This window comes from Limnohabitans radicicola, from assembly GCF_014837235.1.
In the GTDB taxonomy this organism is placed as follows: domain Bacteria; phylum Pseudomonadota; class Gammaproteobacteria; order Burkholderiales; family Burkholderiaceae_C; genus Limnohabitans_A; species Limnohabitans_A radicicola.
The window spans coordinates 1,374,285-1,387,534 of record NZ_JACYFT010000001.1 but is presented as its reverse complement, the minus strand read 5'-3'; the positions used below and the strand labels follow the sequence as shown (position 1 = coordinate 1,387,534).

Annotated in this window: 11 protein-coding genes; 3 read left to right on the top strand and 8 right to left on the bottom strand. The window is 63.2% G+C overall.

What is annotated here, in order from left to right; genetic code table 11:
* Positions 1-95: 95 nt before the first annotated feature.
* Both IC609_RS06825 and IC609_RS06820 read right to left on the bottom strand, forming a co-directional pair.
* On the bottom strand, positions 96-809 hold the full coding sequence (locus IC609_RS06825) for a 16S rRNA (uracil(1498)-N(3))-methyltransferase (RefSeq protein WP_191818658.1): 714 nt from the start codon (positions 807-809) through the stop codon (positions 96-98).
* 7 nt (positions 810-816) lie between these two features.
* Positions 817-1,914 carry an aminoglycoside phosphotransferase family protein gene (locus IC609_RS06820; RefSeq protein ID WP_191818657.1) on the bottom strand — a complete coding sequence of 366 codons (1,098 nt, stop codon included), beginning with the start codon at positions 1,912-1,914 and terminating at the stop codon, positions 817-819.
* Positions 1,915-1,992: 78 nt separating this feature from the next.
* Here IC609_RS06820 and IC609_RS06815 point away from each other — a divergent pair, with 78 nt between their 5' ends.
* The 3 genes from IC609_RS06815 to rsmA are packed head-to-tail and all read left to right on the top strand — an operon-like array spanning position 1,993 to position 6,549.
* Complete coding sequence (locus IC609_RS06815; protein ID WP_333473649.1) at positions 1,993-4,425, top strand: LPS-assembly protein LptD; 2,433 nt, start codon at positions 1,993-1,995, stop codon at positions 4,423-4,425.
* Complete coding sequence (locus tag IC609_RS06810) at positions 4,418-5,782, top strand: peptidylprolyl isomerase (protein WP_191818656.1); 1,365 nt, start codon at positions 4,418-4,420, stop codon at positions 5,780-5,782. Before IC609_RS06815 ends, IC609_RS06810 begins: the two co-directional genes overlap by 8 nt.
* Positions 5,779-6,549, top strand: a complete 771-nt coding sequence (gene rsmA / locus IC609_RS06805; RefSeq protein ID WP_191818655.1) for a 16S rRNA (adenine(1518)-N(6)/adenine(1519)-N(6))-dimethyltransferase RsmA — start codon at positions 5,779-5,781, stop codon at positions 6,547-6,549. Before IC609_RS06810 ends, rsmA begins: the two co-directional genes overlap by 4 nt.
* 255 nt (positions 6,550-6,804) lie before the next feature.
* Here the strand turns inward: rsmA and IC609_RS06800 are convergent, their stop codons facing one another.
* From IC609_RS06800 to IC609_RS06775, 6 genes are all read right to left on the bottom strand, one after another.
* A complete protein-coding gene (locus tag IC609_RS06800; protein WP_191818654.1) occupies positions 6,805-7,230 on the bottom strand; it encodes a barstar family protein in 426 nt (141 codons plus the stop codon).
* 28 nt (positions 7,231-7,258) lie between these two features.
* Positions 7,259-7,588, bottom strand: a complete 330-nt coding sequence (locus tag IC609_RS06795) for a ribonuclease (protein WP_333473648.1) — start codon at positions 7,586-7,588, stop codon at positions 7,259-7,261.
* Positions 7,589-7,828: 240 nt separating this feature from the next.
* Entirely contained in the window at positions 7,829-10,132 is a 2,304-nt protein-coding gene (locus IC609_RS06790; RefSeq protein ID WP_191818652.1) for an NADP-dependent malic enzyme, read from the bottom strand.
* A gap of 134 nt (positions 10,133-10,266) precedes the next feature.
* Positions 10,267-10,848, bottom strand: a complete 582-nt coding sequence (locus tag IC609_RS06785) for an MOSC domain-containing protein (protein ID WP_408611012.1) — start codon at positions 10,846-10,848, stop codon at positions 10,267-10,269.
* 10 nt (positions 10,849-10,858) lie between these two features.
* Positions 10,859-12,247 (bottom strand): aminopeptidase P N-terminal domain-containing protein, encoded by a 1,389-nt coding sequence (locus IC609_RS06780; protein ID WP_191818651.1) that lies wholly within the window; start codon positions 12,245-12,247, stop codon positions 10,859-10,861.
* 105 nt (positions 12,248-12,352) lie between these two features.
* Entirely contained in the window at positions 12,353-13,096 is a 744-nt protein-coding gene (locus IC609_RS06775) for a nucleotidyltransferase family protein (RefSeq protein ID WP_225224009.1), read from the bottom strand.
* Between the last annotated feature and the right edge of the window lie 154 nt (positions 13,097-13,250).

Here is a 13,250-nt window from a genome sequence, read left to right as displayed (position 1 = left end):
GTATCCATCTGGGAGATGGTGCATCGTATGCGCTCAAGGTGCGCGTGCAAACGCGCAAAAACCCGCACCGCGAGCGCCTTGGCGACAGGCTCAGCTCAGAGCACGGTCAAGGCCGACAGCAAAGCCAAGGGCGCTGTTTCGGCCCTCAGCACGCGTGGCCCCAGGGTGACGGGCTGAAAGCCTGCGGCCAACGCTGCGGCTTCCTCGGCAGGTGCCAGGCCACCTTCGGGGCCGCTGAGCACGACCACGGGCTGGACACTGGTGTTGACCACCGCCAAGGGCTGTGTGCCCTGCGCCAGCGACAGGACCCAGCGCTGCCCATCGCCCTTGGGCTGCGCCAGCCACTCTTTGAGGTTGACCGCGGGGTGAATGGTGGGCACGCGGTTGCGACCGCACTGCTCGGCAGCCGCCACGGCCACGCCTTGCCAATGGGCCAGCTTTTTGTCGGCCCGCTCGCCCTTGAGCTTGAGCACGCTGCGCTCGGCCATGAGCGGCGTGATGCTGGCCACGCCCAGCTCGGTGGCTTTTTCGACCAGCCAGTCCATGCGCTCGTTGGCGGTGATGCCCGCCAACAAGTGCACGGCGCGGGCGGCTTCGCGCTCCAGCGGGCGGTGTTCGCCGACTTCCACGTCCACATCGCTGCGGCCCATGCGGGTGACGGTGGCATCAAACTCACCACCTTCACCATTGAACAAGGTGATCACATCGCCCGGCTGCAGGCGCAGCACCTGCACATGACGCGCAGCGCCAGCGGGCAGACTGAGCGCCAAACCGGTTTGCAGGGGGGCAGGGCAGTAAAAACGCGGCATGAATGACTTACATGCGGCCGTAGGCAAAGCCGACCTGCGGGGTCGTGCCTTCGATCTCGTCGATCACCTTGAGCAGGGGGCCGAGTTCACGGTAGCGGTCGCAGGCCTTGCGGATGTACTGGATGAAGCGCGGCGCATCGGCCAGGTATTTGGGCTTGCCGTCGCGCAAGGTCAGGCGCGCAAAAATGCCCGCAACCTTGAGGTGGCGCTGCAGACCCATCCACTCGACGGCGCGGTAGAACGCGCCAAAGTCGCTGTGCCAGTCTTCAAAGTCCATCAGCCCGGCCTTGCGGGCTTTTTCCCAATAGCGGATGGTGATGTCGAGCACGAAGTCTTCTTCCCAGGTAAGAAAGGCGTCGCGCATGAGGCTGGCAATGTCGTAGGTGATGGGGCCGTAGACCGCATCCTGGAAGTCGAGCACGCCGAGTTGTTCGCTTTGAGGACCTGAGCCGCGGGGCATCATCAGGTTGCGCGGCATGAAGTCGCGGTGCACATACACGCTGGGCGCGGCCAGGTTGCGCTGCACGATCAAGGCAAATGCCTGCGCCAGCGTCTCTTGGTCTTTGCCTTGCAGCTGCACTTTTTTGTGCTGGCCCAAATACCAGTCGGGAAACAGGCTCAGCTCGCGGTTGAGCAGCGCGGTGTCGTAGGGCGGCAGCACGCCGGGGCGTGAAGCCAGTTGCCACTGCACCAAGGTGTCGACCGCCTGCATGTACAGACCATGGTTGGCCTGAGGCACTTCGGGCTGGATGGCCGACATCATGGTGGCGTCGCCCAAGTCACTGAGCAGCATGAAGCCATGGGCTTCGTGCCAGTCCAGCACCACAGGGGCGTTCAGGCCCGCGTCTTTCATCAAGGCGGCAATGCGGACAAAGGGCTCCGAGTTCTCTTTGTCGGGCGGGGCATCCATGATGATGCGGCTGTCGCCACCGAGCGTGTCGACACGCAGGTAACGGCGAAAACTGGCATCGGCCGAGGCGATGCGCACGCTGCCTGGCTGCAGCTGGTGCGTGCTGGCCACCTGGCGCAGCCAGGCATCAAAAAGGCTTTGGCGGACCGGGTCGGTCCAAACCACGGTGGAAGTAGGGCTGGAGGTTGGGCTCATGGATAATCCCATTCTACAAAGCCTGTACTGGCCGCTGGTGGCGGGTACGGGTCTCACCGCCCTTGTTTCTCCCCTGACGTGCACCGCCATTCCATCTCTTCGCTGACCCCGGTCGCTCTGCGGACCACCGCCGCTTGGGCGGTGGCGCTGGTCGTGGGCCTGGCCGCCTGGCCTGCGGGATCGGCCTGGGGGCAAGGCACAGGCGTGAAGCTCCGCACCAGCCCCAAGCTCGAAGAAAACCTGTCACCCAAGGAAAGCACCCAGAGCACCGTCTATTCAACGGCCGACAGCATGGTGACACGGCCCGACATGGACCTGGTACTGCAGGGCAAGGCCGAAATCCGCAAGCCTGGCATGAACATCAAGGCCGATCGGATCGACTACGACCAGACGCAGGACATCGTCAACGCGACAGGGCAGGTGCGCATCAACCGGATTGGCAACATTTTTGAAGGCCCCCGGCTGACACTGCAGGTCGACAGCTTCACCGGTGCGATGGACAAGCCCCGTTTTGAGCTGATCCAGAGCCAGGGCTACGGTACCGCGGAGCGCATCGACTTTCTGGACAGCAACCGCATGGTGGCCCACCAGACCCGCTACACCACCTGCCGCCGCCAGCCCGGCCCCGATTGGCTGCCCGAGTGGCTGCTCAAGGCCACGTCTTTGAGCACGGACAACGAAGAGTCGACAGGCCGCGCCGAAGGGGTTCAGCTCGAATTCATGGGCATGAGCACGCCCACCCTGCCTGCGGCCAGCTTTGCCCTGACCGATGAGCGCAAATCGGGTTTTCTGGCCCCCCTGTATGGCATCGACACGCTCAACGGCATCGATGTGATGCAACCGTATTACTGGAACATCGCCCCGAACCGCGATGCCACCTTCACGCCTCGGGTGATGACCAAGCGGGGCGCTGCGCTCGAGACCGATTTCCGTTACCTGGAAAACAATTACAACGGTCAAGCCCGGTTCAATTACATGCCCTCCGACAGCCTGCGCCAGCAATCGCGCTGGGGCTTGTCAACGCTGCACAACGGCAGTTATGACACCGGGCTGGACTCTGTTGGTCGCATCGGGCTGGGTTTGACGCTCAACCGGGTCAGCGACGACAACTACTGGCGCGACTTTCCGCGAACCGGCACGGGTGCGACCATGGCTCTGACCCAGCGCTTGCTGCCATCCACGGGTTCGGTGTCCTGGGGGCGCGGCAATTTCTCGATGACCGCGCAGGTGCAGCGCTGGCAAGCGCTGCAGGATGTCAGCTCCCCCATCACGCCGCCCTACGACCGGGCACCGCAGCTGACCCTGCGTTACAACGAGTGGAATCCCAGTGGCCTGGACTGGTCGATCACTGGCGACACCACCCGCTTTGAGGCTGATTACTCGCGCATCCCGAACAGCAGCGCCTTGCCTATGAACGGCGAGCGCAGCTATGTGCTGGGCCAGGTCAGCCACCCGTGGGTGCGCCCGTGGGGGTTCTTCACACCCAAGATGCAGTTGCACGGCACGCGCTACCAGATGGACCGCCCGCTGAGCGATGGCACCGCGGTCGCCAACCGGGTGCTGCCCACCTTCAGCCTGGACTCGGGCCTGACCTTTGAGCGGGAGACCGCCTGGTTCGGTCGCAGTCTGGTGCAAACGCTGGAGCCCCGCGCCTTCTATGCCCGAACGCCCTACCGCAAGCAGGACATGCTGCCGGTCTACGACACGGGCATCACCGACTTCAACCTGTCCACCATCTACAGCGAGAACCCCTATGTGGGTCAGGACAGGCTGGTGGACAACAACGCCCTCACTCTGGGCGTGAACAGCCGCTTTTTTGATGCAGGCAACGGGGCCGAGCTGCTGCGCTTGGGCGTGGCCCAGCGCATCCGCTTTGCCGACCAGCAGGTCACGCTGCCCGGCCAGACCGCCGACAAATCGGGTTTCAGCGATCTGCTGCTGGGCGCGGGCATGCGCTGGGACGACCGCTGGAGCGTGGACTCGCTGGTGCAGCTGAACCCGCAAACCAGCACCGTCAGCCGCACCACGCTGCAGACCCGCTATAACCCGGGCCCTTACCGTCTGCTCAACCTGGCTTACCGCGTCAACCGCAATGTGAGCACGGGCACCACGGCCAGCGAGATGGTGGATGTGGGCTGGCAGTGGCCCCTGAGCAGCTTCACCTGGGGCGACAAACCCGATGACTCCGGCGTCGTCAAAGGTGGTCAGGGCCTGGGGGCTGATCGCTGGTACACGGTGGGCCGCATGAACTTCAGCGTGACCGACCACAAGCTCGTCGACACCCTGATCGGTTTCGAATACGATGCGGGCTGCTGGCTGGGCCGGGTGGTGCTGGAGCGTCTGCAAAGCACCGTGACCACGTCCTCTGCGCGCCTGCTCTTCCAGCTCGAATTCGTGGGCCTGGCCCGTGTGGGCTCCAGCCCGCTGCAGTCCCTCAAGAACAACATCCAGCGTTACCAGTACCTGCGTGACGACAAGGCCACAACCAGTCGATTCCTCCAATATGAATAAATTGCGCCTCAGCACCCGCTCTGTTTTGCTGACTTGTGCCATCGGCCTTCCCGCCCTGAGCGGCGTTGCCCCGGCGGCGGCGCAAGCGCCCAAGGCGATTCAGCAAGCGGACTTCATCGTCGCGGTGGTCAACTCCGAACCGATCACCAACAACGAGGTGCAAACCATGCGCCTGCGCCTGGCCCGCGAAGCCGCAGCCCGGGGTGGTGAACGCCCGAGCGACGAAGAGCTCAACCGCTTGGCGCTGGACCAATTGATCAATGAAAAAGCCCAGCTGCAGCTGGCCCGTGAAAACGGCATCAAGGTCGAAGACGATGCGGTGGACCAAGCAGAAATGAATGTGGCCAGCAGCAACCAGATCACCCGCGACGAGCTGCGCAAGCGCGTAGGCCAGGAGGGTTTGTCCGCCAGCCAGTTCCGCGAGCAGTTGCGCACCCAATTGACTTTGACCAAGGTGCGAGAGCGCGAGGTCGAGTCCCGGGTGAAAGTGTCCGAGCAGGAGATTGACCAGTTCTTGCTGGAGAAGTCCAGCGGGCCACGTGCAGCAGGCGAAGCAGAAATCAACCTCGCCATGATCCTGATTGCCGTGCCCGAGAACAGTTCGGAGTCTCAGCTCAAGGCGCTGGAGCAACGGGCCCAGGATGTGGCGGCGCGTGCCCGACGTGGAGAGGCCTTTGCCGATCTGGCCAAATCTTTCTCGGAAGCTTTTGACAAAGGCGCCAAAGGCGGTGAGATGGGTTTGCGCGGCACAGACCGTTACCCCGAGCTGTTTGTCCAGGCCACAGAAAAATTGCGCCCCAACGAGATCACCGGTCCCATCCGATCCGGTGCGGGGTTTCACATCCTCAAATTGCTGGAGCGCCGCGAGCCTCCGCCTGCGGGTCTGACGGTGACACAGACACGCGCACGCCACATTTTGCTGCGCGCCAGTCCCAGCATGAACCGTGACCAGGCCATGGCCAAACTGTCCGATGTGCGCAAGCAGATCCTGGCAGGGCGCATTTCTTTTGCACGCGCTGCGCAGGACATCTCGCAGGACGGCAGCGCCAGCCAGGGCGGTGATCTGGGTTGGGCCGCACCCGGCATGTTCGTGCCCGAGTTCGAAGAGGTCATGAACCGCCTCGGTCCTGGCCAGCTCAGTGAACCACTGGTCTCGCGTTTTGGTGTGCACATCATTGAGGTCATGGAACGGCGCAACATGGCCCTGAGCGAGCGCGAGCAGCGCGAAATGGCCCGCGGTGCCTTGCGTGAGAAAAAACTCGAAGAAACCTACACACGCTGGGTCGACGAAACGCGTGGCCGTGCCTACGTCGAGATGCGCGAGCCGCCGCTGCTGAACACAGCCCCTGCGCGATGAAACACATTCCACGCAAGCGCTTCGGTCAGCACTTTTTGTCTGACGGCGGCATCATCGATGCCATCGTCGACGAGATCCACCCCGAGCCCGGCCAGCCCATGGTTGAGATCGGCCCGGGTCTGGCGGCGCTCACCCAGCCGCTGGTGGAACGCGTCGGCCACCTCACCGTGGTCGAACTGGACCGTGACCTGGCGGTGCGCCTGCGCCTGCACCCGCATTTGACGGTGGTCGAATCGGACGTGCTCAAGGTCGATTTCACGGCCCTGTCGCAGCAAATGCTCACGGGCCACAGTGCCACCAAAATCCGCGTGGTGGGCAACTTGCCCTACAACATCTCCAGCCCCATCCTGTTTCACTTGCTGGAGCATGTGGCGGTCATCGAAGATCAGCACTTCATGCTGCAAAAGGAAGTGATCGACCGCATGGTGGCGCGGCCCGCCACCTCGGACTACGGACGTCTGTCGGTCATGCTGCAGTGGCGCTACGCCATGGACAATGTGCTGTTCGTGCCCCCCGAGAGCTTTGACCCACCGCCCCGGGTCGACAGCGCCGTGGTGCGCATGGTGCCCCTGGCCACACCGCCGCAAGTGAACGTCAAAACACTCGAAACACTGGTGCAAGTGGCGTTCAGCCAGCGCCGCAAAATCTTGCGCAACACTTTGGGCAAATGGCTCGACGAAAAAGGGTTCAGTGGCACTTTCGATCTGCAGCGCCGGGCCGAAGAAGTGCCTGTCGAAGAATACGTGGCACTGGTGCAGGCACTCTGAGGACAAGCCAGCGCCCACAAAAAAGCCCGTCACATGGACGGGCTTTTTTGTGCCGGACCCGAAGGTCCGAATGGGGAGATTACGCGGCAGCGAGCCAGTAACCTGCATTGAAAGGGCTGCTCATGCGCAGCGCCAACGGAGACACGTCAACCAGCTTGTCGGTTGGCATTTTTTCGCCTTCCTCCACCAGCTCAGCCGCTTCACCGCTTTCAGCCTCAACCGCCCGTCCTGCTTGGCTATTTTGCGCAGAACGGGCTACAGAAAAGAATAGAAACACCGGAAGGGTATCTTTCGGTCCCCCCAGTAATCTGCGGTGTCGCGGAAGATGTCGAGCAGTTGCTCGCGTGCTTCCTTGTCAAATTTCACATTGGCCGGAATCTGTTCGAGCACCACGATGAAGCCGGGCTGAGGACCCGACTTGTGCAACGGATCGGTCATGCAGTCGTACAGAGCGTCGAAGTTCTTGCCGAAATGCGTGGGCAGCGTGAACTGGCCACCGATCATGTCCAGCACGTCCTGCTTGCTCTGGGCCTCGGCCAAATTGGCATACAAAAAATGGTGACCCAATTGTTGGGCCGCCTCTTGCAAATCGCTCACGCGGTAGGCGCGAATCGACTGCACGATGTTGGACCGGACGCCTTTCAAAGGCACCTCCTGGTCCGTACGCAGCAGCGTTTCCATGTCCGTGATTCCTCAAGTCCAATACAAATCAGTTCTTATCGACAATCACGCGAAAACTCGCGTAATGGTCGGCGGTGTAGTAGCAAGCCACCGGCTGGACCGGAACTTCTCCACCACACACGATGCGTCGGGCGCCGCGATCCCGCGATCCGGGGGTCTTGACGGTGTACTCTCGGTAGTAACCACGGGCTTGCCGAGGCAAAATCCGCTCGCGGTTGCCAAACACCACCCCGTCCTTTTCGTATGGAAAAGGACCACCCTTGCGGATGAGTTGGTAGGTTGTCTGGCCTTCGCGCGGCAGATCGGTCACCGACATACCGGGCAGAGGCTGCACTTCTGAAGCAGGATTTGAATGCACCAAAAAAGTGCAAAAAGACCATGCTAAACCTGCAAAAACTGGTATCCAGCGTTTGAAAGTCGCAGTTTTATGCTCTACCGGCATGAAAAACACCTTTCAAGAGCACCGGGTTAACCCGAACACTCGAAGGCGTTAGTGTGGGGTAAACCACGGAAAAAAGCAATAGCCTGCCCAAAAATCAGGCAAACCCAGAAAGGGTTTGCCATTCAAAAGTTAGCGCTCGCTGTACGCGGTGAGCGCTCAGCGATGCGCGTTGGCGTCCGCAACCGTCAATGCCGTCATGTTCACAATTCGGCGAACGGTGGTGCTCGGCGTCAGGATGTGGACCGGCTTGGCTGCCCCCAAGAGGACCGGGCCCACCGCGATGTTGCCACCCGCCGCGGTCTTGAGCAGGTTGTAGGCGATGTTGGCCGCGTCGATGTTGGGCATGACCAGCAAATTGGCATCGCCTGCCAGGGTGCTGTGGGGCATGATGGACTGGCGAGCCGCGGCATCGAGCGCCACATCACCGTGCATTTCACCATCCACTTCGAGTGACGGTGCGCTCTGCCGCAACAGTTCCAGCACTTTTCGCATTTTGACGGCGCTGGGCTGGTCGGAGGTGCCGAAATTGGAGTGTGAGAGCAAGGCCGCCTTGGGCTTGATACCAAAGCGTCGCATTTCATCGGCGGCCATGACCGTGATCTCGGCGAGCTGCTCAGCGCTGGGGTCGTAGTTGACGTGGGTGTCCACGATGAACACCTGGCGACCAGGCAGCATCAAACCGTTCATGGCCGCAAATGTGGTCACGCCGGGCCGTTTGCCAATGACCTGGTCAATGTAAGTCAGGTGCATGGTGTTGTGGCCCCAGGTGCCGCAGATCAAACCGTCGGCATCCCCCTTGTGCACCAGCATCGCACCGATCAGCGACAGGCGGCGACGCATCTCGATCTTGGCAATCGACTCGGTCACGCCTTTGCGCTCGGTCATGCGGTGGTAGGTCTGCCAATAGTCGCGGTAGCGATGGTCAAGTTCGACATTGACGACTTCGTAGTCCAGCTCCTCGCGCAGGCGCAAACCGAACTTCTCGATGCGCTCGGCGATCACCGCAGGTCGACCGATCAGGGTGGGGCGGGCAATGCCTTCATCGACCACGATCTGCGCCGCGCGCAGCACGCGCTCTTCTTCGCCCTCGCTGTAGGCCACACGCTTTTTGAGCGCCCGTTTGGCGGCCGTGAAGATGGGCTTCATCGTCGTGCCCGAGGCGTAGACAAAGCTTTGCAGCTGGTCGCGGTAGGCGTTCATGTCCTTGATCGGACGCGAAGCCACACCGCTGTCGACGGCTGCCTGGGCCACGGCCGGGGCGATCTTCATCATCAGCCGTGGATCGAACGGTTTGGGAATCAGGTACTCCGGGCCAAAGGCCAGGGGCTCGCCCGCATAGGCCGCAGCCACCACCTCACTTTGCTCGGCTTGCGCCAGCTCGGCGATGGCGTGCACGGCAGCGATTTCCATCTCCAGCGTGATGGTGGTCGCGCCACTGTCGAGCGCGCCCCGGAAAATGTAGGGAAAGCACAGGACGTTGTTGACCTGGTTGGGGTAATCGGTGCGCCCGGTGGCCATGATGGCGTCGTCACGCACAGCCTTGACATCGGCCGGGTCGATTTCGGGGTTGGGGTTGGCCAGCGCAAAAATCAGCGGCTTGGCCGCCATCTTCTTGACCATGTCCTGCTTGAGCACGCCGCCCGCCGACAAGCCCAGGAACACATCCGCACCGTCGATCACTTCGGCCAGTGTGCGCTGGTCGGTTTTCTGCACGAACTGGATCTTGTCTTCGTCCATCAGCTCGGTGCGGCCTTCGTAGACCACACCCGCCAAGTCGGTCACCCAGATGTTTTCACGCGGAATGCCCAGCTTGACCAAGAGGCCCAAACACGCCAGCGCCGCAGCGCCCGCACCCGAAGTGACCAGCTTGATCTTCTTGGGGTCCTTGCCCACGACCTTGAGGCCGTTCAAGATGGCGGCGCCCACCACGATGGCGGTGCCGTGCTGGTCGTCGTGGAAGACCGGGATCTTCATGCGCTCGCGCAACTTGCGCTCGACGTAGAAGCAGTCGGGTGCCTTGATGTCCTCGAGGTTGATACCGCCAAAAGTGGGTTCCAGCGAAGCGATGATCTCCACCAGCTTGTCCGGGTCCTTCTCGTTGATCTCGATGTCGAACACATCGATGCCCGAGAACTTCTTGAACAGCACGCCCTTGCCCTCCATGACCGGCTTGCCAGCCAGCGGGCCGATGTCGCCCAGGCCCAGCACGGCGGTGCCGTTGGTCACCACGCCCACCAGGTTGCCCCGGCTGGTGTATTTGAAGGCGGCAGCCGGGTCCTTGACGATTTCCTCGCAAGGCGCGGCCACGCCAGGGGAGTAAGCCAGGGCCAGATCGTGCTGGTTGACCAGCTGTTTGGTGGCCGCGATGGCGATTTTGCCGGGGGTGGGGAACTCGTGGTATTCAAGTGCCGCTTTGCGCAACTGGGCGCGTTTGTCATCCGCAAGGACCTTGTTGGTCATGTGTTTCTCCTGAAGGCCGGGGCATTGCAAGCACTGCAATGCGGCGATTTTTTCATTGTAGACCCCGCATCACCACCTACAGAGTACGTAAATACGCGCAGCAAGTGGCTTGGGTTTTTACTTATGCGCACAAATCAGCGCAGGTGCTTCCAGGCTTTGTGGCGCAAGGCATTGGCAACAGACGTCACGCGCTCACCGGGCTGGAGAGTGAAGGCTTCACCTGCGGAAACCTTGCCGGGCTGGTCGACCGCCAGGTAAAAGCCGCAGCGGCCGCTTTGCACCATATCGCGGCCCGCCTGGTCGTAGCCCATGACCGCATTGAATTTGCCGCAGGGCTGGCGAGGCTCGGTGACGCGCAAGACCAGATCCGCAAAGTGCAAGGTATCGCCAATGAAGACTTCTGCTTCCGAGAGGCCTTGCAAACTGAGGTTTTCACCCAGATAGCCTGGCGCCAGGGCTTCGTCAAACAAGCTGACGCCACGGTTGTCGCGCTGCGTCTGCCACCAGGCCAGGTGCTCGAAGGGCAACGCATAGACGGCCTTGGACAGGCCGCCGTGCACGCTCGGGTCGGCCTGCTCGTCGCCTGCCAGCCCCAGGGGGCCGACCGACAGCGGACCGTTGACCGTGACTTTGCCGATGGCCGACATCAGCTTGCGCTCGCCCACCTGCAGGGGGCGCACCCGCCCGACCTGGATGGACAACACGCGGCCTGTCAGCAGCACCGTGTCAGGCCCGCATCAAAGCTTCGATCTCGTCGGCGCGCACGGGCACGTCGCGGGTGATCAACTCACACCCGGTGGCCGTGACCACCGCGTCGTCTTCGATGCGGATGCCGATGTTCCAGAACTGCTCGGGCACACCCTCGCCCGGGCGCACATAAATGCCCGGCTCGATGGTCAGCACCATGCCCGGCTGCAGGATGCGGCTGGGGCGGTCCTTGATCAGCTCGCCGCTCAGGGGGTCCTTGCGCTCGCTGAACTGGCCCACCTGCGAGGGCTCGACATAGCTGCCGCAATCGTGCACGTCCATGCCCAGCCAGTGCCCCGTGCGGTGCATGTAGAACTGAAAGTAACTGCGGTTGGCGATCACGTCCTGGGCCGAACCGACCTTGTTCTTGTCGAGCAGGCCGACATCGAGCATGCCCTGCGCCAGCACCGCCACCGTGGCGTCGTGCGGGTCCACAAAACGGGCGCCTTGCCGGGTGGCCGCGATGGCCGCCTCTTGCGAGGCCAGCACCAGGTCGTACAACGCGCGCTGCGGCCCGGTGAAGGTGCCGTTGGCCGGGAAGGTGCGGGTGATGTCGCTGGCATAGCCGTCCAGCTCGCAGCCGGCGTCGATCAACACCAGGTCGCCGTTCTGGATCAAGGCCTTGTCGGCGCGGTAGTGCAGCACGCAGGCGTTGGCACCGCCCGCCACGATGGAGCCATAAGCCGGGTACTGCGAGCCGTGGTTGCGAAACTCGTGCAGCAACTCGGCGTCCAGGTGGTACTCACGCACCTCCTGCCCGGCGCGCAGCATGGCTGCGCTGCGCTGCATGGCGCGGATGTGGGCACGGGCGCTGATCTGCGACGCGCGCCGCATGATGTCCAGCTCGTGTCCGTCCTTGACCAGGCGCATCTCGTCGAGCAGGCCGCACACGTCGCGCTGCTGGTCGGGGCACAGCGCGCCAAAGCGCACACGCGCACGCACGGGCTGCAGCCAGCCGTCCACACGGCTCTCCAGCCCGGGGTGAGTGGCGAACGGGTACCAAACCGTGCTGCGGTTTTCCAGCAGCTTGGGCATTTGCGCCGCCAGCTCGGTCACGGGCAGGGCTTTTTGCACGCCCAGCGCGGCCGGGGCTGCATCGGGGCCCAGGCGGATGCCGTCCCAGATTTCGCGCTCCAGGTCCTTGGGCTGGCAAAACAGCGTGGCCTCACCCTCACCGGTCAGCACCAGCCAAGCGTTGGGCTCGGTGAAACCGGTCAGGTAATAGAAGTAGCTGTCGTGGCGGAACAGGAAATCGCTGTCGCGGTTGCGCTGCTGCTCGCGGGCGGTGGGGATGATGGCGATGCCGCCAGCGCCCAGCTGGGCGGCCAAGCGGGCACGGCGTTCGGCGTAGATCGTGTTGGCGTTCATGCGGCCATTGTAGGAGCGGTTCTTTGTGGGAGCGGCGCCATCGCCGCGAATGGGCTTGCGCAGTCCACAAACATTCGCCCCGGGGGCGGGGCTCCCACAAGGGGATCATGCGTTCAGTTGCATCAGCCGCTCTGGCGTGCCCACATCGGTCCAGGCACCACTGTAGACCTCGCCGCTGACCGCGCCCCGGTCCATGGCCGCACGCAGCAAGGGTGCAAGCGCCAGCGCAGTGCCTTGGGGGTTGCCTGCGGGCAGCCCACAGTCGGCAAAAAAGGCTTTTTTGTACAGCGCGATGGTGCTGAAGGTGTGGTCACGACCCGCCGCCCCTTTGGCGAGGTTGAGCAGCTGGCCCGTGGCCGAGAGGCCAAAGTCGCCGCCCGGGTTGTGCGCGGGGTTGGGCACCAGCCACAGGTGGGCCAGCGCCGGGCTGGCGGCAAAGTGCTGCACCGCCTCGGGGGTGAACACGAAGTCGGGCGCGAACACATCGCCCGCCACCACCCAGAACACCTCGGCCAGTTGCGGCAGGGCGCGCACGATGCCCCCGGCAGTCTCCAGCGCCTGACCAAAATCCTGCCCCTCATGCGAGTAGGTGATCTGCACTTCGGGCAAGCCGGGCCAGCTGACGCGCTCGCCAAAATGTGCAGGGATCTGCTCACCCAGCCAGGCGGTGTTGACCAGCTGGCGCGTGAACCCGCCCCGCGCCAGGGCCTGCATGGGCCACTGCATGAGCGGCTGGCCGCGCACGGTCAGCAAGGGTTTGGGGGTGGCGTCGGTCAGGGGACGCATGCGTTCGCCACGGCCTGCGGCGAGGACCATGGCTTGGGCAAGGGGCTGGGGGCTGGCTGTCATGTGGCGATGTTGCCATGAACGGCGGGTGACACGGCACCCCCGGCGGCGTATCGCAGCGGGGGCGCCGCTCCCACAGGCAGTCCAGCGGGTTACGTACCGTTGTAACCGCCCAGCCTGCGCCAGCGGGCGGGGCTGGGGGTGCTCGGCCGTTAAA